We start from the raw sequence: 23,267 nt of genomic DNA on the forward strand, positions 1-23,267 counted from the left end.
TCGCCCTTTAAATTATGACGAATTGTATTGGGATTTGGTCCTTGGGGATAAACGTCCACAACCTTATGGACCAGCAAAATCATTATTGGCAATGATGTTGGAGCATCGTTTTTCTCTAAAAGAATTCTCCTTGCTGACTGAAGCTGAAAATCAAAGCAAAAAACTTGCAGAAACCGAAATCAAAGCGATGAATCTGGTCGAAGGAAAATATCAGGATAAGTCAGGAAATTACACGATTATTGGAAAACCAAATCGCCAATTAGCCCAACAAATGGTTTTTGGAGATGACTATTTACAAGCAAAATTAAAAGTGATGAAGCCCTTACAGGAATTTTTTACTCTGATAAGTGCTCGAACATTTTTAGTCAATGAAAAAATTGATCGGGAAATGTCAAAAATTATCGCCCTAGCACTTGGGCTCTCACTTCTATCAACCCTACTTATGCTCTTTTTTATCATTCATGCATTAAAAACATTATCCAAAGTAAATGAGAAAAATGATCTTTTATTATTGAATATTTTGCCAGAGTCAATTGCCTCACGCTTGAAAATGGGAGAGGAAGATATTGCTGATGAATATTCCCAAGCCAGTGTCATGTTTGCAGATATTATTAATTTTACCCAGTTAACTGATCAATTGGGCGCCAAAAAAACAGTAAATGTTTTAAATCGATTGTTTGCTGAACTCGACAAACTTACCGAAAAATACCATATAGAAAAAGTTAAAACCATTGGTGATAACTATATGGCCGTATCAGGTGTTCCTGAACAAACAACACGACATGCAATCAATATGGCAAATTATGCTTTAGCTGTTCTGGAAAAAATGCAAGATTTCAATAAAGAAAATCAGATGCAACTCCAATTGCGTATTGGTATCACCTATGGCACTGTCATTGCGGGGGTAATTGGTCATAAAAAATTTGTTTATGACATATGGGGAAACGTGGTTAACTTAGCCAGCCGACTGGAGGAAACCTCTCTTCCGAATAAAATCCAAATCTCGGAAAAAATGGCTTTTATGGTGCAAGATGAATTCATTGTTGAACCACGAGGAATTTTGGAAATGAAGGGAATTGGTGATGTAAAGACCTATTTTCTTTTGAAGAAAAAAGAAAAATAAAACTGCAGATGTTTTATTCGCCTTTATGGCACCGAGGACATATCCCATAAATATTTAATGCATGATCTGTCATCTGGAAATGTGCGCGTTCGGCTATTGTTTTTTGTCTTTGTTCAATGATTTCATCAACAAATTCTTCAACACAACCACATTTGATGCAAACCAGATGATCATGATGAGCCCCCTGACTCAATTCAAATACTGAGTGTCCTCCTTCAAAATTATGCCGAGTAACTAATCCTGCTGCCTCAAATTGAGTTAATACACGATAAACTGTGGCAAGGCCAACATCTTCTCCTGTTTCTAATAATGCCTTATAAACACCTTCTGCACTTAAATGATGATTGGGAGATTGCTCCAATATTTGTAATACTTTTAACCGCGGTAAAGTAATTTTCAATCCAGCATTCTTAAGCTGCTTACTTTCTTCCATTTAATGCTCCAGGTGTCTTTCAGTAAATGACGTGTTATTATGGCGAAATTTTTCACGATAGGCAAAAAAAATGAGGATAATAATTTTTCTACTTGGAATCGTATTTACTCTAACTCTGACCCAATGTTCTTCTTTTGATCTATCTCGACGAGTAGTTCAGCAGGGGAATTTATTACCACAAGCAAAAATTAACCGTCTCAAAATAGGTATGAGTAAAAATGATGTTGCTATATTAATGGGAACCAGTTTGTTAAGTCCCACATTTAATAATGACCGCTGGGACTATGCATACACCTGGCGTAGAGGCCGTGGATATATGACTATGGCAACAGTGAGCTTATATTTTCACAACGATAGGCTGACTCATGTTGAACGTAGCAAACTAAAGCCAGGCGTAGCGTCGCTTAATCATCCAGACATTAATCAAGAATAACTTTGTAGAACCCGGGAGAATTATTGCGTCTCTTAGTCACAAGTTAAGAATCTTGGGACAAGTCAGGAGATTATTGATAGAGAACCCGGGCTCCGCTTCGCTGCACCCAGGCTACAATATACTCAAGCTACGAATTTCGTCGAATATTGATCGCCTTTTGACGTCGTTTTTCTTTTGGATCTAGAACTAAAGGCCTATATATTTCTACTCTATCACCTTCGTGAAGCACATGCTCCAAAGAAACTTGTTTTGCATAAATTCCAACAGCCATGTTTCGCGTTTCCGGATGAGTCTCGTATATTCCTGAGACATTAAGGGCATCAAAAACTGTTGCCCCTTGTTTTAGATCTAAAGTCATATGCACCGTACTTTTATCTACAGCCACATAAACCAACTCAATCTTCACCATAAATTGCCTTGGCTCTCTCACAAAAAGAATCGACCATTTTATCCGTTACTTGCTCAAATACTGGACCAAGCAGCATGGAAAACATACGTCCTGCGAATTCAAACTCTAAGTCAAACGAGACTGTACATCCCTCGTCCACTTCATCAAAACGCCAAAAGCCCTCTAAATGACTGAATGGACCATCAACAAGACGAATTTCGATCATTTTATTAATTTGTAATCGATTACGTGTAGTAAAGGATTTGCTCATACCAGCAGCACCAATAACTAAAGTGGCCTGCACTTCATCTTCATCACGATGATGCACTAAGCTTTCTGTACAATAAGGTAGAAACTCCGCATAACGCTCTACTTCATTCACCAACGAATACATTTGCTCACAGGTATAATTGACCGTACGTGACTTTTTCACTATGGGCATTATGCTTCTCCCCGAATTTTATGTCTAAACCAAAGACTCAGATCTTTAATTTCTTCAAAACAAATTGAATGTTCCATAGGATATTTATAATAAGAAGTATGTTCATATCCTTTTTTCAATAACCAATCTTTACTTGATTCAGTCCATTGAGGTAAAACCAGTGGATCAAATTGTCCTGCCCCCATAAAAAAAGGTGTGCTTTTATCCAGATTTGCTCTGGTCTGCGCAGCTAAAGGTAAATAAGCAGACAAAGCAACAACTCCTCCCAAGCGAGCCGGTGTATGAAGAGCCGTATGTAATGCCATAGCTCCCCCTTGTGAAAATCCTGCCAGGAAAATTTGATTGTAGCTAAAGCCATCATTTAATTGTTCATCTATGACTTTACGAATCAGCAATTCTGATTGTTCAATTCCTTCTTTATCTTCTCTATCAATTAATTTGACGCCGATAATATCATACCACGCAGGCATAACCATCCCGCCATTTAATGTAACTGGGCGTTGGGGAGCATTAATAAATACATGGCGTATCGCTACATCTGCAATCGTTAACTGATCAACCAAACCCATCATATCGGAAGCATCAGCCCCTAATCCATGCATCCAAATAACACATGCTTGTGTTTGAGCCTGTGACTCTTTTATAAATACATTCAAAACAAATCCCCTCACAGACAAAAAAGAGAAATTATCGCTAATGCATCAACACAGTGCAAGTTATATACTCTCGATATTTTATAGAAGCCCTTTTGATCAAAAGAAAACCCAGTTGATTTATTTTAAAACCAAAATGTCGATCATGATATTCCGTTTTTACTCAATATGCATTATAGTTCGCTAGCGTGAATTAATAAGTAGCAAAAGATGTTTGAGAAAGATGAACAATTTACCCTTACGATGCTGGGGACCGATACAGTATATACCCCCACTCTAAAAAGTAAGAAAAAAACTAAGCCCTTAAAAAAAGGGGATATAGTACAGGAATATTACCCTAAGGGAGAAAGTCTAAGTATTGTTTCTACATTGATTAAAACAAAAGAGAACCCTGTAATTAATCCCAAACAACTTGCTCCTTATCAATCTTCGGAAGTCGCTGTTGTTAATGGACCCAAAACTGACGGGGCCGATGTTGGCGAAAAAATTGGAATTGGCCTGGGTATCGCTTTAAATGCTCTTGTCCGTGGACAAACTAAGCTTAATGATATTGCACACAGCAGGGGCGGGGTTGAGTCCATTCTGATTGCTCACGAACTCGATGCGATAAAAAAAGCCATGAGCTCTTGTGAAAATTTCGAGCAATTAATCAACGAATTAACGCTACAACAGACAAATAGGCAAAAAGGAAAGCCCTTTAATAATACTCCTGACATCATTAAACCTTTATTAACCCAACTCCCTAAAGATAAAGGAATACAAGAGCAATGGTTTAATGCACTAAAAACTAATATTGCCAATGCATCAATGAATCTTTTTATCATTGATCCGGTTCCTGGCGACTGCTGGCCAGTAACATGGTATGACGAACGATTTTTTACTCTTCCATCTTTTGTTAAACATGCCGAATTTGTCTATTACGAAAATGAACACTCTGATTGGGGTTTTACTCCAATCTATGTCGAGGCTTCAAATCCAGAGCAAATAATAATTCGGCATACCCTGCCCGGACATCACGGTACGGGTTCTGCTGGAAGTAATGCATCACAACAAAACGTTGTCGTTTCTCCCGATAAAACCAAAGCGACACACGTTCAAAAATTAATGATTTTTAAATTACTTAATTTTTTAACATCTCATGGGGTTGCATTTAAAGACGCACGAGAAATTTTTCACGAGCCTACCGGCTTAGGTAAAAAATATCTCGCCTTTCTGGAAGAAATGGACATTAGCGAAGGCATTGATGTAGCAAAACTTGATTTTCCAACTATATTTCGCAAGCTCTATGACAAGATTTATGAAAATAGATCGGCATATGAAGCATTTAATGCGACTCATTACACATTTATGGGAGTAGCTCCTCAAAGAAAAATGCTGCGCACTGGCCATAAATACGGTCTTTTAACCGAAGTTTTTCCTAAAAATATCGGATATGTTAATGAAGAGCACAGTACATTAATGAAAGAGTATTTTTTCAAAATACTTCAAGTTGCTTCACATGAAAATCATAGCTTGGCTGCATTGATTAAATCAGCGCAAAATGTATTATCTAAAAACATTAAAAAAATATCTAATCTTTCATTCTCAGATATTGAGCACTCAATTGCAGCAACTGCAATACTTGACAGTGAAAGTGCACGCCAAGATGTTTTAAGTTCTTTTGGCGCATTAATACAAAGAGTTAACCAACAATATCTAAGCGATGATTGGAGCGAAGGCGGTAAACAAAAAGAAAAAGAAGCACTTTTTGCAGCAATCATTGACATATTTGCAGAATTTACTGAATTAGCAAAAATAGAAAATGAAACCATAAAAAAATTTGTAGCAGACCTAATCGATTTAAGTTTAAAAGGAATTATTCAGACTGTTGGGCAACAACATGCAAACCTTAAAGAAGTACTGAATCGTTTACAAACACCCACTGATACCAATTTAAAATACTTTTTTAATTCTTTATTAACTCAAATTAATAAAGATGAAAGTTATTCAGGTGCAGAAATTAATCCGGAGATTATTAAGATCTTTGAAAGCCAGGATTTTGCTCAATTAGCTGATTATCCAGTAAGTATAAAAATAGCTTACATCTGCCGACAATTAGGCGACAAGCTTTCTAAAAACGATACTGAAGAAAGCTTAATTGAGCAACTTACAGCTCGATTTGAGGAACATTATGGCAGCTCTTTTGATGATTTTGAAAAATTGTTTCACCAGATCGAAGTCTTTATTAATGACACTGCAGCGCTAGGTCGATTATTTGAAACTCAAGAAGCCATTTTCAATAAGCATGAATTGACCCTCCGCAAGGAAGCCGAAACATTAATCGATATCGCTGCACAAAAATTTTATCGTGACAGACCCAACGCTCTGCCTGCGCCTGCAGGAAAAGGCACGTTCCAGGAATTAGTTGAACGTCATGCCATCAATAAATACGGTATTGTTGATAGACTAAAACAAGAAAAAGTTGCTTTAGAACAGGAAAAGCAGCAATTAAATGAACGCCTCGAAAAGATGCGGGAGCAAATAGCGGAAAAAGAAGAGCGAGTAAAAAGAACCAATGCTTCCTTAATGGCGGAACAAAGCAAAAAAAGCGAATACCAGGCGGCATTGAATAATGACAACGAAGCTGAGTATTTATTGCTTATTAATAAGAAGCTGATTCCATTAACACAAGAATATTTAGCATTACTTAACTCTCAATTATCCAATAGACCGAAAGAGTTGGAACAAGAAGATGAAATAAAAGAAGAGGATGATAAAATAAATTTTAAGATTCAAAAAGTAACCGCACTACTTAATGTTTTGGAAAATAAAGAAAAATTTCCCCATCCTGAAATGCGCTTGCGTTTATTTTACAAAAAGTTGGGTCATGTTGAAGCGGAACTCAAAAAACATCGTGATGCGAACTGGGAACGATATTTTCAAAATGCCTTAATCGCTGTAGGAATTATTGGAAGTCTCGGCCTAGGATTAATCGCGCTCGCAGTTTATACTCATGTAGGCTATTCATCGACAAAATCGTTTTACTTCTGGCAATCTTGTGGTGAGAATGTGGTCTCTACAATGAATAAGTATAAAAAAGGGCTTGATCTATCAATTGATGATGTTATTGATGAAGAAGAAATCCCCATAGATGACTTATCAATATAGTTGCAGTATGTGAACATAGCAGCACAGAAAATCAGGCTAGTTTGACCAAGATAGTAGAATGTTTACATTTCGCTAGCTTGAGTCAAAATGGTCAGATTTTCGAGTACCGAAGCGCAGCATACATGAAGTATGTGAGCATCGGAGCACAGAAAATCTGGACAGTTTGACCAAGATGGTAGAAATGGAAACAGACCCTACTTGAATTTTTACTTAAATCAATGGATAGTTACCCTCTAACTATTAATAACTTAGTACCCAATGAAACGAATTTACTTTTTATTTATGATTTGCATCCCCATATTGTTATTAGGATGTGGGCAAAAAGGGCCTCTTTATTTGCCAGAATCAACAAAAAATGCCATAAGTAATAAGTAACACGTGATGCAACGGGCAAAATTATGAAAATTAAATTTACCAAAATGCATGGGCTAGGTAATGATTTCATCGTGATTGATGGGATCCATCAGAAAATAAACCTAAGTCCCCAACAAATCGCCAGTATGGCTCAACGAAACACCGGTGTGGGTTTTGATCAATGCTTACTTATTGAATCCAGTCAGCAGGAGGGTATCGATTTTAACTATCGAATTTTCAATGCGGATGGTCAGGAAGTTGGGCAATGTGGGAATGGAGCACGCTGTCTTGCTTTATTTGCAAAATACTCCGGTTTAACTGATAAAAATCACTTAACTGTGGCGACCTCAACTACAAAGATGAATTTATATATCAATTCAGACTCAAGTGTCAGTGTCGATATGGGTATTCCACAATTAACCCCATCAGCCATCCCTCTTAGAGCGAAACAAAAAGCCGCCGAATATTCTTTGGAGCTTCCGCATAATCAACGAATAAGCTTACATGCACTCAGTGTGGGTAATCCGCATGCGGTATTATTGGTAGAGAATACAGAAACAGCCCCAGTCCATACTCTTGGGAAACAAATCAGCCTGCATCCAGACTTTCCTGAGCAGGTAAATGTTGGATTTATGCAAATTGTCAATCCAAAGCATATCAAATTACGAGTCTATGAACGTGGCTGCGGAGAAACACAAGCATGTGGAAGCGGCGCCGTTGCAGCCGCCGCTGTTGGACGTTTATACCATCAACTGGACAAACAAATCAAAGTCACGTTACCTGGCGGTGATTTATTTATTGACTGGCCAACATTCAATGAACCAATAATTCTGACTGGCCCAGCCGTTTTTGTTTATGAAGGTACCTTATTTTAAAAAACAGATATTCGTGCACGAGTTCTATTAACTTATCCTTTATAGCAACATCGCCTTTTATGCAAAATTAACACAAGTATTGAATTTTATTTACAAAGAGTTATCCTGAAAGAACGCCTCACACTCGCACCGTTACAAAATTTACATAAAACTTCTTTCGAAACTCGCTACAGCAAAGCAAAGTTGAGAAGAAGTAGAGTGCAGAACTGGAGTGTACATGGAGTACATGAAGATTCGAGCACCGACTGGCACAGCAATTTGTCACAGTTGAGGAAGTCCATTTTGGAAACTGGTGCTTGGCTAAAAGGAGAGAGTGCCATGACAGGAAGCAAAATACAAAGTTTTGATTTATTCAAAGCAGCTATGGGAAACCCAGAGTATTTAACGAAAATCAATAAGGATACAGGAAGCCAAGCCCAATTTTTAACAACTCTTGAAGAAGGAAATTTAACACTCCTAAATATTCTTGAATCCATTCAAATTGTCCAAAATTCAAAAGTAAAATCCCTCTTGATTATTTACTTATTAAGTCAAAAAGAATTCTTATCCTCTTTAAAAGGAGACTCATTATTAAACAGGTTGACTCTTCAAGATGTCCATATTCCTTCGCGCCTTAATTATCTAATTCATCAATTAGATTTAAAAACGCTCTCAACTCAATTGATTGGCAAATTGGAACCTGAAGCAGCGGTCAGTGTTCTTTGCTCAGTTCCTCATTTTCATCAATTAACCAAGACACAAATAGAGGCTTTATTTGAACGATATCCCCTCTATGAACGGCACAAGGTTCTAACTTATTGGATCAATCATTTTATCTCCATGCCTAATGCCCATTACATCTTGGCTCATTTAATGAACATTGCCGGACACAATATTATTGATGAATTGAGTAAAATGGAACCCAATCAGAAAGAAATAGTCATTCTCAATATTATTGAACATTTAGGACTATTTAATAACATACCTATTAAATTCCTGGATCATGCAAACAAAGAATCTCATTTGATTTTAGCGATGCGCTTTTATCTTAATGGACATTATAATAAAGCCTATGCAAGTTTTATTAATCAATTATCTAAACGATTATTAGATAAAAACCATTCTTTTTCACTCGAAGCAATTGAGTTACTTTTTTTCCTGAATGATAAACTTGCTTTTAAAGAGTTAGCAAAAAGAACAGCTCATTTAACAAATCGCTATTTAAGGAATAATGCACTAAAAGGAAATGTGGAATTATTTTATCAAAATAATCGAATTAACATTCAAAGAATGCTGCAAAATGTTCATTTAAATCCACTCTTTGCAGGAGGAGAAGCAAGAGAACAAAGACCATCAGCTGATCCTGACGAAAACCCCTTTATAGAAGGGTTAATTAAACATGATAAGTTGATTAATTGTTTTGAATATTTTTTAATACACTATAAAGGCAATTCTGAGTCAATTGGAAAACTGATTAATGACTACATGCAATTTTATGCGCAATCGGAAAATCTCGCAACTCGAGCAAAAGCAATACACCATATTGGTTTCATGCTAGGACGCCATGAATTAGATGGAACGGTTAAGGAAGCACTATTTACTGCTTTTTTAAACCATCCTGATTTTTTTGATGAACAAGTCAGTTATCAATTATTTTTATTTGATGCAAAGAGGATCATTCGGTATTTTGGCTTACGTGGTGGAAAAGAAAATTATCAAAGAGTTATTGATTTGTGTACTTTGGCACTAAAAAATCTGAACTCTGAAAAAAATCAAGAAATTATTCTCATTGCTCAAAAAGCACTTTCGGAAGCTCAACATGAGTTACGTTTTGCTAAAGAACAAGGATTTTTTTCTGGGTTGATCAAATGGATCAAACGATGTTGGATTTATGGATGGACTGGTTTTTTTAAACCAAACTCACCCGATTATGTCGTTCCAGAATCATTAGGTCTTAGGGAAAAAAATAAAAAACCATCAAATTGGGTAAAAAAATCTATATCAACTCGGGAGACAGAAAAAGATCTTCCGGATTTATTAAACGCAGTCAGTCTTCCATTAACACAAGAGCAATTTGAAGACATTATTAAGGCATTAGATAGCTACTCTTTACAAGCAATGCCGAAAGACGAGTTAAGTACAAGACAAAAACTTCACCGCCTCTATCATTATGTAATGAATCGTAAAGAGGAAAATGAAGGGCTTTATCGATGGTTAAAAGACAATCAAAATCCATTCATTACGAACCAATTTCGTTTATTGGAGTTGATGCTCAAAGAAAGACCTCGTGGTGATGTCGATTCATTACTTGCGCAGGTCAATGAAGATTCAGACCACCTACATTATGTTTTCAACGAATTAGATTGTCTGCTGCCTGAACTGGTAATCAAACCCAGCACTAAACCTTTAAAAAATCCACAAAGCTCTGACTTTGTAGCAAGCGCAACTAAAGTTCTTTCCGAATATACTTGCGAAGCAGCCGTATATGCACAGAGTGCATTTCATTGGGCGGAGGGTTTTTTTGCGAAAATAAAAAATCCTGTAAAAGAAGAAGAACCCTTTGAAGTAGAGCATATTGATTCTTTTGAAAAAACAATCAGCGGTAAAGGAGTACCTACAACTTAAGTTTCCAACGCTTATGCATCCAGTTCCATTGCTCGGGATGAGCTAAAATAATACGTTCTAAAGCTTGGTTATAAGCCAATGTATTATAGTACAGCGATTCTTGAGCACTCCCATAGTCTTTCCAAGGGATTGGATCATAAAACTCTAAGACATGTTTTCCATTCGGCAATCTATAGCCCGCTGCAGGAATTACTGGGACTCCAGTATAACGAGATAAGGTTGCTAAACTACGATAAGTTCCTGCCTTTACTCCAAAAAATTCTACAGCAATACCGTCTCGATTAACCAAAGAAGCATGTTGATCAAGAACAAAAATAACTGCATGATTTTGCTCCAAAGCAGCACAAACCTTATCTAGAGAGTTCTTTTTCGGAATAACGTTTAGACCTACTTGGTAGTATTGCTTAAATAAACTTCGCTCAATAAATTTGATTGATAAAGTACGACGAATAAAGTGAAACTGTCCTTGAAATTCTTTAAAATTTAAAACACCACCTATTGGCGCAACTTCCCAATTGCCAAAATGCCCAGTAAGAACCAAAACCCCTTTTTGTTGCGCTACGACTGCCAACATGTTTTCATGGCCACGAACCTCGACGTAATTTCGTAACTTCTCTTCAGACATAAAACGCAATTGAATTGCTTCTTTAAGGGATTTGAGTAAATGTGAGTAATAAGATATAGCAAGTCGTTTTTTTTGTGCGTCATTTAATTGATCACCATAAACGCGATCAATATTTGCCATAATGACTTGCCGCTTATAGGGTAATAATTTGTATACGAATCGACCCAGCACACTTACCGGCAATTCATTCATTTTTCTATCTAATTCAGTCACAAGCTTTGATCACCAAACAGGCATTCATACTGGCGAACCCACGATTAATCGTCAATGCATAAGGCCCTCTTTTTAGAGGCTGATGTTCTGCACTTACAGATAAACCATGACAACTGGATGCAATATTTTGCAAATTAGCAATACCGGGTACACATTTAGATGAAAGTGCATAGGTTGTCATTACTGCATCGATCAGACCGGAAGCACCTATAGTATGTCCCATAGACCATTTGAATGCGGTTACTGGAATTTCCTGCTGGGCAAAAACATTTTGTATTGCCTGCGATTCGCTATAATCCGATTTGCTATTACCATTACCGTGAGCAACAATAAAACCTAAATCATCCGCATTGAGTTTAACATGATCCAACGTACGCTGCATCAACGCTGCCAGTTGCTGCCCGCTTGCATCCAGGGAAAATAAACCTTCCGCTTCAGTGGTTGATAATCCTCCAATGATCTCTCCATAACACGTTGCGGAGCGTGCTCGCATGCTTGCTTCACTTTCCAATATCAAAGCAGCGGCACCTTCAGCTAAAATTGTACCATCATGCGCTGCATCAAAAGGTTTTAAATGTTGCTTACTCAATACGCCTAATTGCTCATAGTAAAACAAGGCTTGGGGTTCAGCTATATCATAGGCAACAACCACGGCTCGCTCTGCCTGGCCACTGCTAATAGCATGATATGCCTCCAATAAAGCCTGCGATCCACCCACTGCATGGTTCGTTACATTATGATTGGGACCTTTAAATTCATAGGTGATTCCCGTGTATGCAAGAACATTGTTAGGTAGTATTCGCAATAACCACATCGGATGAACTGTTTCGAACAGGTGCTCTGCAAATTGCTGCATATTACCTTGAGTTTTTGCCAGCAAAGGCAAAAAGTCATACTGTTGGAAATACTTATTTCCAGGAGAACCCACAAAAACAGCAGTTTGCTCATTAAATGAGTTAGGATCATCAAGAGTATCGCGATAAGTAATCATTTGACTGTGTTCGATTGCTTGTACCGCAGCATTAATTCCCATCACATCCTGACGTGAAATAACTTTCAGCAACTTACGATCGGGTAACATTTTTGCAGGATTAAAATCTTTTAACTCTCCAGCCAATCCATGAGACCAACTTGATAAATCCCAATGGCTCATTTTAGCAATTCCGTTTTTACCAGAAAGAATCGCATCCCAAGTAGCATCAGCGGTAGTGCCTGACGCTGTTAGGGCGCTTCGCCCAGTAATGAATACTCTATTGCTCTGACTCATAGGCCTGCTCCTTCAAACTCAGGGTGCTTAAATAACAAGCAACTATTTGAGCCACCAAATCCAAATGAGTTGGATAAAACCACGCCCAAAGAACGTTCACGCGGCCCATCAACTACATAATCTAAATCACATTCTGGATCTGGAGTTGTTAAATTGGCAGTCTTGGGTATCTGTGCCTGTTCTATGGATTTAACGGATAATACCGCCTCAAGCGCTCCTGCCGCAGCAATCAAATGTCCGGTCTGACTTTTAGTCGAACTTACAGGCAAGTTCGCAATGGACTCCCCAAAAACTGCTTTAATCGCATTCGTTTCACTTAAGTCATTCATCTTGGTCGAGGTACCATGCGCATTAATATAATCCACATCGGAGGCCTGCACTCCTGCATCCTGGAGGGCGCGTTCGATTGCTTGAATGGCTCCGTCACCATTTGGATGTGAATCAGTAATTCGGTAAGAACTTAAGGAATTCCCCTCTCCGGCTAACTCAGCATAAATACGAGCACCGCGGGCTTTTGCTTTACTCCATTCTTCCAAAATTAAAAAAGCAGCACCTTCTCCCAAGACAAAACCATTACGTGTTGCATCAAAGGGCCGACTCGCTGTTTCAGGGGTACTATTATAAGAAGATAAGGCGCCTAATAAGCAGAAACTGGATAATCCCAAAGGATTAATCATCGAATCAAATCCGCCAGCCAACATAAAATCAGCTTCACCCCGACGAATGACTTGCATCGCCAACCCTAAAGCTTGTCCGCCTGAAGCACACGCTGTATGTACGGAGGAAGCATAACCTCTAATTCCGAATTGTTGAATCAATAGAGACAGTCCTGAGTTTGGAGTTGTTTTGCCAAAATCGGATAATTTGTAAAATTCGTGTGTATTAGCAAGCAATCGTTCCCAATCCGCTTCACCATCTTGAGCACAAATTTGTTGAAATCGAGACAGATAGTCAAACTCAGCAGTCATCATACCGCTACCCGTAACTACTCCCCAGTGTGCTGCCGTTTGCTCCGTAGGCAAAATCCCTGCATCATCAAACGCTTGTTGCGCTGCCTCAAGAGCAAATCGCGTAAACGATACTGAAAAGCGACTCCGTTTTGTGATTAATTTGGGATCGAGTGTAAAATTTTTTACCTCAGCCGCAATATAAGCTGGAAAAGCGCTGGCATCAAATTGCTGGATTTCAGCAATTCCTGAACGACCCTCCAATAAATTGGACCATGTGGACTGCACATCAAGTCCTAAAGGAGAAACTGCTCCCAAACCTGTAATAGCCACTCGTCTTTTTTTCACTTTATTTACCTCTGGGAATTAAGTACTACATCCACGACACAAACACGTTTTCCTGTAACCTCACTGCGAAAAGCCAGGACCAACTCATCTTCTGTTTGTTTTTTGACTGTTACAAAACACTCAAGAATATCACCTGGATAAACGAATTCATTCATTTTTATTCTGCGCAATTCACTCATTTTATAGTGTACTGAATACCCTGCACGTTGAATAAATTCATATGCTAAATTTAACTTGCACTCCAATAAAACCGTCAGAGGTAATACAGGTTTCCGAGGGAAATGATCCGCAAAATAAGGAGCTGCCCGTGATATTCTTTTTTCAGCGATTAAACTAACCCCTGGCTGACTGGAACGAATTCTATCAAAAGTCATGGGTACTACAGGCAGTTCCAAACCCATAATTAGATCATCGTTCAATACTGGTGCACTTTCCTTGCTAATAACTGACCAATCTCCAGGACGATTAATTTCAGAAAATTGCTGCTTTACTTCATCTAAATCAATAAAATCAGCCATAGGCAATAAAGGGCCCAAAGCGCAGTCAATACTAAAGACAAGCTCATTACCCACTTTGGCTTCGCTACGATATTGCATTACCGAATCATCTAAGCGTTCAATAAATGACTCAAGCAATAAAGTCTCACCTACATAAGCCCGTCGATGCATGGAAGCCCTGGCGACAATACCCGCAACAGGCCTATGGGTAAATCCCTGAAGCTCCATCACATTCCATGCGGCCAATTGTCCTAGTGTTTCTCCGATTAAAGAAGAGATAAAACAGGGCCGCCCCTGCTCATCAACTGTGAGAAAAGCATCATTTGAGGTAACATGTTTGACTCCCCGGATCAACTGTCCAGGAGATGACTCTACTATACGATCAACAAATAAGAATCTCATCAGTATTTATTATGCCCTATTCACTTAATTATAAGATAACACCAGATTAAGCCTCCGCTCCGGTGGTTTGTTGTTCCTTAGCTGCAACAACAACTAATTTACAAAATGTTTCAATAGTAAATAACATAGGTATTTCATTGACTTTCATATTGGGCTTGAACTGCTCGGCAGGAACTTCACTTAAATAATTTTGCAATGCCTGCAAACCTTGTTCCGTTATGATGCCCCCTTTCTCGAACTCATTTTCTGCCAAATCACCACGTGCATTTTTTTCCAATTGACCACGAGGAATTTTAATTTTGAATTCCTTTTCCAATTGAAAAACCAAGTCAAGAAAATCAATAGATTCAGCGCCCAGATCTGCTATCAATCGACTGTTAAGAGATATTTCTTCTACATCAATCACTAGCACATCAGCAACAATTTCTCTAACTTTAGGATAAACGTCTGTTACATTCATATTTTGTCCTCAGAGATCAGCTAATTTGAAAAGGCCGAAATTATACCATAGATTTTTTTAAAGACACAAAATTAACCGTAGCGAGGTATTATCCAACCTGACTATACCCTGCATCAACAAATAAAGTATGCCCATTAATCATGGATGCTTCGGGTAAACATAAGAGATAAATGGCATTAGCTACATCTTGTGTTGTCAATGGCCTATCAGCCAGTGCGCGGGCTTGATACTCATCAAGTAACTGTTCCCTATTCGGGAAATGCTTTAATGCATCAGTATCAACTACCCCAGCAGAAACAGTATTCACTGTGATTCCATCAACTGCCAACTCAAGACTCAAAGAACGAACTAAAGCTTCAAGCGCTGCTTTAGATGCGCCAATAAATGCATAATTAGGAATAGCTCTAGATGCACCAAGACTCGATAAGGCGATAATGCGACTGCCCTTAGGCATTAGTGAATGCCCTTCTGTGGCCAAATGATTTAATGCCAACGCATTGGTTTCCAAACACCAGCGCCAATGCTTGGTTGACATCTTAATTGCTGGCTTTAGAACGCCACTCGCGGCATTACTAATTAAAAAATCAAGGTGATTAAAATGTTCATGGAATTGTGCAAACATTTCTTTTACAGACTGATGATCTGCTACATTAGCTTGCAAAGCAATTGCTTTACGGCCCAGGGCATGGAGTTCTTCAACTAAAGCTTGGGCTTCATCGGAACTGTTGTAATAAACTATGGCAATATCACTTCCTGCCTGGGCTAACTTTAATGCAGTCGCCTTACCGATGCCTCGTGCACCGCCAGTAATTAATCCAACTTTACCTGCAAAAACCAAACTCATGGAATAATCCTCATTAACTTCGATTTATCTAAGAATAAAAAATGCAACTGTTATAAAGCCCGCTTAAGAAATCATAATTCCTGTTACATGTAGCCTGGGTGAAGTGAAGCGAAGCGGAACCCGGGAATTCTTCCCTTAAAAAACCTGGGTTCCGCTTCGCTTCACCCAGGCTACGATTTCTACGATCAATTGCAAAAAAACTACATTTTCATTTTTATTCATCGATAAAGCAATGATTAGATCATTAAATTTTTAAATATCTTGTTTCTAGAGAGCTAACTTTGTACTATCGGCACACGATTAAGATAAATATATATTAATGAATGAAGCATTCTTGGTTTAAAACTGTGTTTCCTATAGCTGCGATTTTTTCATTTCGCATGCTTGGTTTGTTTTTACTCATACCTGTATTTAGCATTTATGCAGAAAATTTGCAGGGCGCCTCACCTGCTTTGGTGGGTCTTGCCCTAGGCATTTATGGTCTTGCGCAAGGCCTTCTCCAAATGCCCTTTGGCATGCTGTCCGATAAGATTGGAAGAAAACCCATGATTACTGTGGGCTTAATCCTTTTTGCTTTGGGTAGCTTACTGGGCGCCATAACTAATTCTATTTATGGGATGATTCTTGCCCGAACCTTACAAGGCACAGGTGCAATTGGTAGCGTTTTAATCGCTTTACTTGCTGATTTAACACCGGATGAACAACGCACTAAAGCAATGGCAGTCATTGGTATGACCATAGGCACATCATTTAGTTTGGCCATGGTAATTAGCCCAGCCGTTACCCATCATTTTGGTCTATCTGGTGTTTTTTGCCTAACTACTTTATTAGCGATTATAGGGATAGGACTGCTTCATTTAGTAATTCCTAAACCGGTAAACGAACACTTTCACATTGATAGTGAAACAAATCCCGCTTTATTGAAACATGTTATTTCTAATCTACAATTACAACGCCTCAATATGGGTATTTTTTGTCAGCATTTTATTCTCACAGCAACTTTTTTTGCTATCCCCTATATCTTAAGAAAGCAAGTAGAACACGGCCATTTATCACAGCAATGGCATTTTTATCTGCCCCTTATGCTCATTTCATTTATCCTTATGATCCCGTTTATTGTGCTTGCTGAAAAGAAAAGGCGCATGAAAAGTGTTTTTATTTTATCCGTGCTTACAATAGTAATAGCCCAATTACTGTTAGCCTATACTTTTCAAAATTGGTCTAGTCTGTGCGTTCTCATGTTAATTTATTTTATTGCGTTTAACATTCTCGAAGCCGCTTTACCCTCTTTGGTATCCAGACAGGCAAACCCAAGCAGTAAAGGCACTGCCATGGGCGTTTATTCAACCAGTCAATTTTTAGGACTTTTTATTGGTGGAGCGATGTCTGGTGTTTTGTATCAATGGAGTGGCAGCAAGGGCATTTTTATTTCGAATACTGTATTAAGTGGTTTATGGTTACTTGTTTCTTTTTCAATGAAGTCAAACGTTTCTATCGCAACACTTATTTTGCCTTGTTCCTGGGCTAAGAAAAAAGAGAATGTCATCGCTCAATTACTCAATGCCAAAGGTGTTATCGAAGTTGCATTCGCAGAAAATGAGCGCGTTCTGTATGTACGCGTTGATAGAGAGCGCTATGTTGAGGGCAGTGCGGAAAAAATAATTCATAACGGAAATCGCTAATGGAGTATTTAAATGAAAATATCTTTGAAGCATCAAACCACAGAACACAGTAATGCTGCATCCTGTCACGTGACAGAGTATCTTCTTAATGATCCAATGATTGATTGCGCCATAGCAAAAATATCAGGCCGATATCCTGAGGTACGGCGCATAGTTAATTTAGAATGTAATGAATTAGCATATGTATTCCAAGGCGAAGGTAAAGTAGTTGTCAATCACACAGAACATAAATTATCTACTGGTGATGCAGTATTAATTGAAGCGGGAGAAAAATATTACTGGGAAGGTAACCTGCAATTGTTTATTTCTTGTCGTCCGGCATGGAGCAAAGAACAACATCAATTAGTTGATTAACTTCTACATACTACTTAGCCTGGATGAAGCGAAGTAGAACCCGGGTTTCGGTCCTACGGCTCTTCACCCAGGCTACTCAAGTTGATACTCTCTGCAATGCACAAATTAAGTTACTGACGAACCAAGCGCACATTTTTACCTGCAAATGAAGTCTTTTCCGTAGAGCGATATGGATTAATATCCAAACCACCCCGTCGTGTATAGCGACCGTATACAGTCAGTTTTTCAGGCATGCAATAGTTCATAATATCAACAAAAATGCGTTCAATACATTGCTCATGAAACTCATTATGATTTCGATATGAAACAAGATACTTCAATAAACCTTCTCGATTAATTTTTTTCCCTTTATAGGTGATTTGTACGCTTCCCCAATCAGGCTGGTTTGTAACCAGACAATTTGATTTCAGCAGATTGGAAAATAAGGTTTCTTCCACAATTTCATCGCCTACAGAGAGAAATGAAGGCTCAACAAGGTAAATAGAGCACTCTATATCAAGATCATCAAGCGATTCCCCTTTTAAAGGCTGCTGTGCAGCAAACTGAGTGGTTGCTTCCAGAAGGTGAACATGGACCCAAACTTCTGCACCAACGCGTTCTTGTAAGTCTTTTTTAATTGTATTTTCTAATTCACTAACGCTTTGAATTCGAGTATTGTTGAATGAATTAAAATAAAGCTTTAGTGATTTTGACTCAATTAAGTTAGGTGAGCTGCAGTCATAAAACAATTCAGCAATCGCAACCATTGGCTTGCCTTTGGCATTTAGCCAGGAAACCTCATAGTGATTCCAGCAATCAAAGCCATAAAAAGGTAATTGAACTGGATCAACCCCAATTTCCTGTCGCTTTCCTGCTCTTGGGATAGGGTATAATCGATCGGGATTATACGTTTCATCATATGCAGATTTTTTGCCTAATTCGGATTGCTCCGCTTCGGATTGATATTTTTGCAATACGTGATCATTCATTGTATTTAACTCCAATATTTCTATAATTTTTGCAGTACTTTTCCAATTCACAGCTTGATTCATTTCCACCTGACTGGAAATATAAGTGAGCAATGATGCCGCTTCATTAATTCGCGCAGCTTTCTCGGTTAATTCACGTGCTTGTATGCCCATAGAGGTCATCACATCGAAATGTGGATTATCCATAATTTTTTTAATCGTCGATAAAGAAAAACCCAAAAACTTTAACGTGGTAATTTGTTGTAATCGTATTAAATCCGTTTCAGAATAAAGACGATAGCCACTCATTGAACGCTTTGTTGGTTTTAATAAGCCAATTTCATCGTAATATTGTAATGACCTAATTGTTAATGAGGTCATTTGGCTAATTTCTTTAATTTGGTAATATTTCATGCAACTTTCCCCCGAAAGTTGATTCTAAACTATCACGTAACGTGAGAGTCAATAGCTGAAAGCAAAAAATGTACTATAGGGATAATACAAGCATGTCTAAAAATGATCTTAGTTGGTTGAAATACATTACTGAAATTCAAGCAATCGCTCAAAATGGACTGACTTATTCAAATAATGAATTTGATAAAGAACGTTATTTAAGACTTCGCGAGATTGCTTCTGAATTTATAGCGAATTATTCAGACACGCCTCTTGCTGAGATAAAGCAGATATTTTCATCAGAAAAAGGCTATGCAACTCCGAAAATTGATGTGCGTGCTTTTATTCTAAAAAATAATAAAATCTTGTTGGTTAAAGAGCGTTCTGATGATCTGTGGACTTTACCTGGCGGTTGGGCAGAAACCAATGAATCAGCATCTGAATCCGTGATCCGAGAAGCAAAAGAAGAAACTGGATTTGATGTTTCTGTAATCCGACTGCTTGCCTTATGGGATAAACAAAAACATGAGCATCCGCTACAATGGCCACACGCTTATAAATGTTTTTTTCATTGTGACATTATGTCAGGAGCTGCAAAAGAAAATCTAGAAATTTCTGAAATTGATTTTTTTGATTTACAACGCTTACCTCCTCTCTCAACACATCGAGTAACACAAAAACAAATCATGCGTCTGTATGAACTTATTTCCAGTTCTAATCAAACACTTTTTGATTGACATGTGCTTGACTCTAACCTTACGTCATACATTAGCCTTGTGACCAAGGAGGAAAAACGATGAAACAATGGTATGCAAAAGAGTTTAGTCGACTGACGCAAGTTTCTGTAAGAACGCTGCATCACTACGACAAAATTGGTTTACTTAAACCCAGTTTACGTCTGAGCAATCGTTATCGTTTGTACTCTGAACGCGACTTATCAAAGCTGCAACAGATTATTGCATTAAAATTTTTTGGTTTTGAACTAGCACAAATCAAACAACTACTTGCTCATAATGCAAACATGCTGGAAAACCTAGGCATGCAAGCAAAATTTCTGCAAAAAAAAGCAGAAGCACTACTGCAAGCAAGCAAGATTTTAAAGCAAGTCACTGCACATTGTGGCAAAGAAAAGTCTATTCCATGGGAACAAATAATACAATTAATAGAGGTATATCGTATGACTCAACAACTTGAGAACTCTTGGATTAAAGAAGTATTTAATCCCGAAGAATTAGAACAATACGCACAATTTGAAGCCAACTTAAAATTCCGCTTTAATGAAAAAGAAAAGCAGCAATTCGAATCAAGCTGGTCTAATCTTGTCAATGAGGTTGAAGATAATTTACATCATGATCCTAAATCTGCAATCGGTGTTTCCTTGGCGAAACAGTGCATGGATTTAATCAATAATCTTTATGGAAAAGAAAATGCACATCTTCGCACTACCAAATGGGAAAAAGGTTTTAAAGAAGGAAAAGGACTTGAGGATTATGGATTAACATTTGAAATTGTTCACTGGCTCGATCAAGCGATTGATGCATATTGGTATCAACGTCTCTATGAAGTACTTGCACAAGTAAACAAGCTCCCATCTACTGAATTATTAGCCTTGTGGAATCAGATATTGGAGGAAATGTATGGAAATGCAAGCGAATCTAAAGTTACTATTTACGAGGTACTAATCCATGATGAGCTGGTGAGTAAAGAAGCCAAAGAATGGCTTAAAAAAATCTCGAATTAATCATTCTAATCAACAACAAGTACATCACGTCAGATATGCTTGTTGTTTTTTCTCTTTAGGGTCTGTTTACATTTCGCTAGTTCGAGTCAAAAGTTCATCTTTAACTCATCAGTGCAAGGGATATATAAATTAGGTATACTCTTCTCCTAACTTTCGCATACAGGAGATCTAAAATGGCACGTGGTATAAATAAAGTCATCCTAATTGGCAATGTGGGTGTTGACCCTGATGTCCGTTATTTACCTAATGGAAATGCGGTCACTACACTATCTATTGCCACAAGTGAAGCATGGAAAGATAAAGTAACAGGTGAAAAACAAGAGCGGACCGAATGGCATCGCGTAGTCTGTTTTAATCGTTTAGGTGAAATAGCTGGTGAATACGTACGTAAAGGCTCCAAACTCTACATTGAAGGTAGTTTAAGAACCAGAAAGTGGCAAGATCAACAAGGTCAAGATAGATATACTACTGAAATTGTAGCAAACGACATTCAAATGCTAGACAGTAAAGGGGCCGCATCATCCAGTTTTGATGAGATACCACAAGCCCAATTTACGCCAAGCAATCAAAATGCTGGAAGACAACAACCTGCGCAAGTACCTCAAGATGCGTTTGATCAATTGGATGATGATGTTCCATTTTAACTCCATCTGGATCTAAGCTGTCAGATTGTCTATTTGCCCTTATGAATAAGGGCGTTATATATCTTCATAAACAACTGTAGCCCCTGGATACGATAAAGATGAAGCCAGGGATACTCTCACTTTGACTGCAATTTAAATTAAGACGTCACTCTTTTTTTATAAATGATATATGACCTGTTCTTTCCAGATATGCATAGAGTACCTTATCAAAAGAAGAAGTATTTATTTGTTGACGCATTTGTTCCTCTATATCCTTTTTGGTGATATTTAAGCGTTGCAACACTTTCTTTTGCAGAAGGCCATTTTTTATAAGAAGATAACGTTTTCCCTTAAATATGCGTTCAAATCTTAAGGATTTTCTCGTACATATAGCTAATATTTTATGCGTGACGATCAAACCAACTAAACCAAAAATTGTAGAAAGCAAAGTAGCAGCACCATTTATTCCTCTGCTAATTAATCCACCAGAGATCACAATAATTAACAGATCAAATGAGTTATTTAATTTAAATCGTCGATCGCCAAATCGAATCAAAAGTGTACCAATCACTAATAACAATACAGCTCTTATAAACATTGTGGTCCTCATTTATTAAATAAATATAGGAAAGCATCCGTTATCTCCATGAACCAGTTATTAATTATTTTATATGACAAGATTACTTTTCTAATATTAGCTCTTCAAGCTACCCTTGATATACCTCATAAATTACGACCTTAGAAGCCCTTCATAAAAGGAAGTATTAGGTACCTTACTGCAGAAAAGAGCTTTTCGTCGATACAGTTTCGAAAGAGGTCTATTGCAATCATAAAACTCAATACTTGACATCTTAACTTCTAAGAAGTAGAAATTCTCTAAAACGTTTATACAAGACCTTTCAGTGAAACATAACGAAATTCACTTTTCAAACTCATAAAGACGTATCAAGGTATGTTACTTATGCAAAGAGGAATCAATTAAAGACTTACAATTGAGGTAACTATGGAAAAAGTTAATTTAGTTGAAAAATTTAAACTCTTTAACGAGCACTGGGCTCCACGAATTGTTGGAGAGCTAAATGGCCAATATGTCAAACTCGCAAAATTCAAAGGAGAATTTATGTGGCATAGCCATGCAACTGAAGATGAACTTTTTATGGTGGTAAAAGGTACACTCAAAATTGAACTTAGAGATAAAATAGTTACTCTAAAAGAAGGTGAGTTTTATATAGTACCTAAAGGTGTAGAACATAAACCTATAGCAGATGAAGAAGTGCATGTCATCTTATTAGAACCCAAATCAACAGAGCAAACAGGCGGTTTGGAGAGTGATTTACTTGTGGATAAACAACCGTGGATTTAATTCAGTAATACTAAATAAATTTATCTTCTCTATGGCTTTGACTGGATGAGGCATGCAGAGGAACCTAGAAACTCTGTCAATCAGCTTGTTACTTAATTTTCATCAAAAA

At 37.8% G+C, this 23,267-nt stretch carries 23 protein-coding genes and 2 pseudogenes; 12 read left to right on the top strand and 13 right to left on the bottom strand.

Going from position 1 to position 23,267, the window contains the following annotated elements; genetic code table 11:
- The first annotated feature begins 22 nt into the window (after positions 1-22).
- Positions 23-1,123 (top strand): adenylate/guanylate cyclase domain-containing protein, encoded by a 1,101-nt coding sequence (locus tag Lani_RS05350; protein WP_019233406.1) that lies wholly within the window; start codon positions 23-25, stop codon positions 1,121-1,123.
- Between the two features lie 13 nt (positions 1,124-1,136).
- Here Lani_RS05350 and fur read toward each other — a convergent pair whose 3' ends face one another.
- A complete protein-coding gene (gene fur, locus Lani_RS05355; RefSeq protein WP_019233405.1) occupies positions 1,137-1,556 on the bottom strand; it encodes a ferric iron uptake transcriptional regulator in 420 nt (139 codons plus the stop codon).
- A gap of 39 nt (positions 1,557-1,595) precedes the next feature.
- Between fur and Lani_RS05360 the strand changes: the two are divergent.
- A pseudogene (locus Lani_RS05360) lies at positions 1,596-1,989 on the top strand (outer membrane protein assembly factor BamE).
- 127 nt (positions 1,990-2,116) lie between these two features.
- Here Lani_RS05360 and Lani_RS05365 read toward each other — a convergent pair.
- The 3 genes from Lani_RS05365 to Lani_RS05375 are packed head-to-tail and all read right to left on the bottom strand — an operon-like array spanning position 2,117 to position 3,475.
- Complete coding sequence (locus Lani_RS05365) at positions 2,117-2,398, bottom strand: RnfH family protein (protein WP_019233403.1); 282 nt, start codon at positions 2,396-2,398, stop codon at positions 2,117-2,119.
- Entirely contained in the window at positions 2,385-2,819 is a 435-nt protein-coding gene (locus tag Lani_RS05370; protein ID WP_019233402.1) for a type II toxin-antitoxin system RatA family toxin, read from the bottom strand. The genes Lani_RS05365 and Lani_RS05370 overlap by 14 nt, the downstream gene beginning before the upstream one ends.
- The gene (locus tag Lani_RS05375; RefSeq protein ID WP_019233401.1) at positions 2,819-3,475 is read right to left on the bottom strand and encodes an alpha/beta hydrolase; all 657 of its coding nucleotides are present in this window, start codon (positions 3,473-3,475) and stop codon (positions 2,819-2,821) included. Before Lani_RS05375 ends, Lani_RS05370 begins: the two co-directional genes overlap by 1 nt.
- Positions 3,476-3,682: 207 nt before the next feature.
- Between Lani_RS05375 and Lani_RS05380 the strand changes: the two genes are divergently transcribed.
- From Lani_RS05380 to Lani_RS05390, 4 genes are all read left to right on the top strand, one after another.
- A complete protein-coding gene (locus Lani_RS05380) occupies positions 3,683-6,619 on the top strand; it encodes a hypothetical protein (RefSeq protein WP_019233400.1) in 2,937 nt (978 codons plus the stop codon).
- 258 nt (positions 6,620-6,877) lie between these two features.
- On the top strand, positions 6,878-6,994 hold the full coding sequence (gene lptM, locus Lani_RS19680; RefSeq protein WP_081595160.1) for an LPS translocon maturation chaperone LptM: 117 nt from the start codon (positions 6,878-6,880) through the stop codon (positions 6,992-6,994).
- A gap of 23 nt (positions 6,995-7,017) precedes the next feature.
- A complete protein-coding gene (dapF, locus tag Lani_RS05385) occupies positions 7,018-7,848 on the top strand; it encodes a diaminopimelate epimerase (RefSeq protein WP_019233399.1) in 831 nt (276 codons plus the stop codon).
- Between the two features lie 198 nt (positions 7,849-8,046).
- Positions 8,047-10,452: a hypothetical protein gene (locus Lani_RS05390; protein WP_223499506.1), complete on the top strand. Its 2,406-nt coding sequence runs from the start codon at positions 8,047-8,049 to the stop codon at positions 10,450-10,452.
- On the opposite strand, the gene Lani_RS05395 is transcribed toward Lani_RS05390, so the two are convergent.
- From Lani_RS05395 to fabL, 6 genes are all read right to left on the bottom strand, one after another.
- Positions 10,442-11,269: a lysophospholipid acyltransferase family protein gene (locus Lani_RS05395; protein WP_019233397.1), complete on the bottom strand. Its 828-nt coding sequence runs from the start codon at positions 11,267-11,269 to the stop codon at positions 10,442-10,444. The two genes, Lani_RS05390 and Lani_RS05395, sit on opposite strands and share 11 nt — an antisense overlap.
- Positions 11,270-11,282: 13 nt before the next feature.
- The gene (locus tag Lani_RS05400; RefSeq protein ID WP_019233396.1) at positions 11,283-12,557 is read right to left on the bottom strand and encodes a beta-ketoacyl-[acyl-carrier-protein] synthase family protein; all 1,275 of its coding nucleotides are present in this window, start codon (positions 12,555-12,557) and stop codon (positions 11,283-11,285) included.
- Positions 12,554-13,852 carry a beta-ketoacyl-[acyl-carrier-protein] synthase family protein gene (locus Lani_RS05405; protein ID WP_019233395.1) on the bottom strand — a complete coding sequence of 433 codons (1,299 nt, stop codon included), beginning with the start codon at positions 13,850-13,852 and terminating at the stop codon, positions 12,554-12,556. Before Lani_RS05405 ends, Lani_RS05400 begins: the two co-directional genes overlap by 4 nt.
- Positions 13,853-13,857: 5 nt before the next feature.
- Positions 13,858-14,751, bottom strand: a complete 894-nt coding sequence (locus Lani_RS05410; protein WP_019233394.1) for an ApeI family dehydratase — start codon at positions 14,749-14,751, stop codon at positions 13,858-13,860.
- Positions 14,752-14,797: 46 nt separating this feature from the next.
- The gene (locus Lani_RS05415) at positions 14,798-15,211 is read right to left on the bottom strand and encodes an acyl carrier protein (protein ID WP_019233393.1); all 414 of its coding nucleotides are present in this window, start codon (positions 15,209-15,211) and stop codon (positions 14,798-14,800) included.
- 88 nt (positions 15,212-15,299) lie between these two features.
- Positions 15,300-16,055: an enoyl-[acyl-carrier-protein] reductase FabL gene (gene fabL / locus Lani_RS05420; protein WP_019233392.1), complete on the bottom strand. Its 756-nt coding sequence runs from the start codon at positions 16,053-16,055 to the stop codon at positions 15,300-15,302.
- Between the two features lie 323 nt (positions 16,056-16,378).
- Between fabL and Lani_RS05425 the strand changes: the two genes are divergently transcribed.
- Positions 16,379-17,737: an MFS transporter gene (locus tag Lani_RS05425; protein WP_019233391.1), complete on the top strand. Its 1,359-nt coding sequence runs from the start codon at positions 16,379-16,381 to the stop codon at positions 17,735-17,737.
- 12 nt (positions 17,738-17,749) lie between these two features.
- Positions 17,750-18,091, top strand: a complete 342-nt coding sequence (locus Lani_RS05430) for a cupin domain-containing protein (protein WP_019233390.1) — start codon at positions 17,750-17,752, stop codon at positions 18,089-18,091.
- 110 nt (positions 18,092-18,201) lie between these two features.
- On the opposite strand, the gene queF is transcribed toward Lani_RS05430, so the two are convergent.
- Both queF and Lani_RS21090 read right to left on the bottom strand, forming a co-directional pair.
- Complete coding sequence (queF, locus tag Lani_RS05435) at positions 18,202-19,059, bottom strand: NADPH-dependent 7-cyano-7-deazaguanine reductase QueF (protein ID WP_040522529.1); 858 nt, start codon at positions 19,057-19,059, stop codon at positions 18,202-18,204.
- Between the two features lie 237 nt (positions 19,060-19,296).
- Positions 19,297-19,452 (bottom strand): annotated as a pseudogene (locus Lani_RS21090) (MerR family DNA-binding transcriptional regulator); the annotation flags it as partial.
- A 92-nt stretch (positions 19,453-19,544) separates the two neighbouring features.
- On the opposite strand from Lani_RS21090, the gene Lani_RS05440 reads away from it, so the two are divergent.
- The 3 genes from Lani_RS05440 to ssb all read left to right on the top strand — a co-directional run bounded on the left by Lani_RS05440 (position 19,545) and on the right by ssb (position 21,816).
- Positions 19,545-20,168 (top strand): NUDIX hydrolase, encoded by a 624-nt coding sequence (locus Lani_RS05440; RefSeq protein ID WP_019233388.1) that lies wholly within the window; start codon positions 19,545-19,547, stop codon positions 20,166-20,168.
- Between the two features lie 59 nt (positions 20,169-20,227).
- Positions 20,228-21,172: a MerR family transcriptional regulator gene (locus tag Lani_RS05445; RefSeq protein ID WP_019233387.1), complete on the top strand. Its 945-nt coding sequence runs from the start codon at positions 20,228-20,230 to the stop codon at positions 21,170-21,172.
- Positions 21,173-21,345: 173 nt separating this feature from the next.
- The gene (gene ssb / locus Lani_RS05450) at positions 21,346-21,816 is read left to right on the top strand and encodes a single-stranded DNA-binding protein (RefSeq protein ID WP_019233386.1); all 471 of its coding nucleotides are present in this window, start codon (positions 21,346-21,348) and stop codon (positions 21,814-21,816) included.
- 145 nt (positions 21,817-21,961) lie between these two features.
- Here ssb and Lani_RS05455 read toward each other — a convergent pair whose 3' ends face one another.
- Positions 21,962-22,393, bottom strand: a complete 432-nt coding sequence (locus tag Lani_RS05455; RefSeq protein WP_019233385.1) for a DUF421 domain-containing protein — start codon at positions 22,391-22,393, stop codon at positions 21,962-21,964.
- A 405-nt stretch (positions 22,394-22,798) separates the two neighbouring features.
- On the opposite strand from Lani_RS05455, the gene Lani_RS05460 reads away from it, so the two are divergent.
- Positions 22,799-23,158 (top strand): cupin domain-containing protein, encoded by a 360-nt coding sequence (locus Lani_RS05460; protein WP_019233384.1) that lies wholly within the window; start codon positions 22,799-22,801, stop codon positions 23,156-23,158.
- The last annotated feature ends 109 nt before the right edge of the window (positions 23,159-23,267 follow it).

The organism is Legionella anisa (assembly GCF_001467525.1).
GTDB lineage: Bacteria > Pseudomonadota > Gammaproteobacteria > Legionellales > Legionellaceae > Legionella > Legionella anisa.

Excerpts from the sequence above, each read along its gene's own strand:
- Lani_RS05365 (WP_019233403.1), bottom strand. The coding sequence starts at position 2,398 with ATGGTGAAGATTGAGTTGGTTTATGTGGCTGTAGATAAAAGTACGGTG.
- Lani_RS05445 (WP_019233387.1), top strand. The coding sequence starts at position 20,228 with ATGAAACAATGGTATGCAAAAGAGTTTAGTCGACTGACGCAAGTTTCT.
- ssb (WP_019233386.1), top strand. The coding sequence starts at position 21,346 with ATGGCACGTGGTATAAATAAAGTCATCCTAATTGGCAATGTGGGTGTT.
- Lani_RS05455 (WP_019233385.1), bottom strand. The coding sequence starts at position 22,393 with ATGTTTATAAGAGCTGTATTGTTATTAGTGATTGGTACACTTTTGATT.
- Lani_RS05370 (WP_019233402.1), bottom strand. The coding sequence starts at position 2,819 with ATGCCCATAGTGAAAAAGTCACGTACGGTCAATTATACCTGTGAGCAA.
- lptM (WP_081595160.1), top strand. The coding sequence starts at position 6,878 with ATGAAACGAATTTACTTTTTATTTATGATTTGCATCCCCATATTGTTA.
- Lani_RS05395 (WP_019233397.1), bottom strand. The coding sequence starts at position 11,269 with ATGAATGAATTGCCGGTAAGTGTGCTGGGTCGATTCGTATACAAATTA.
- Lani_RS05425 (WP_019233391.1), top strand. The coding sequence starts at position 16,379 with ATGAAGCATTCTTGGTTTAAAACTGTGTTTCCTATAGCTGCGATTTTT.
- fabL (WP_019233392.1), bottom strand. The coding sequence starts at position 16,055 with ATGAGTTTGGTTTTTGCAGGTAAAGTTGGATTAATTACTGGCGGTGCA.
- Lani_RS05380 (WP_019233400.1), top strand. The coding sequence starts at position 3,683 with ATGTTTGAGAAAGATGAACAATTTACCCTTACGATGCTGGGGACCGAT.
- fur (WP_019233405.1), bottom strand. The coding sequence starts at position 1,556 with ATGGAAGAAAGTAAGCAGCTTAAGAATGCTGGATTGAAAATTACTTTA.
- Lani_RS05400 (WP_019233396.1), bottom strand. The coding sequence starts at position 12,557 with ATGAGTCAGAGCAATAGAGTATTCATTACTGGGCGAAGCGCCCTAACA.
- Lani_RS05440 (WP_019233388.1), top strand. The coding sequence starts at position 19,545 with ATGTCTAAAAATGATCTTAGTTGGTTGAAATACATTACTGAAATTCAA.
- Lani_RS05430 (WP_019233390.1), top strand. The coding sequence starts at position 17,750 with ATGAAAATATCTTTGAAGCATCAAACCACAGAACACAGTAATGCTGCA.
- queF (WP_040522529.1), bottom strand. The coding sequence starts at position 19,059 with ATGAATGATCACGTATTGCAAAAATATCAATCCGAAGCGGAGCAATCC.
- Lani_RS05460 (WP_019233384.1), top strand. The coding sequence starts at position 22,799 with ATGGAAAAAGTTAATTTAGTTGAAAAATTTAAACTCTTTAACGAGCAC.
- Lani_RS05415 (WP_019233393.1), bottom strand. The coding sequence starts at position 15,211 with ATGAATGTAACAGACGTTTATCCTAAAGTTAGAGAAATTGTTGCTGAT.
- Lani_RS05410 (WP_019233394.1), bottom strand. The coding sequence starts at position 14,751 with ATGAGATTCTTATTTGTTGATCGTATAGTAGAGTCATCTCCTGGACAG.
- dapF (WP_019233399.1), top strand. The coding sequence starts at position 7,018 with ATGAAAATTAAATTTACCAAAATGCATGGGCTAGGTAATGATTTCATC.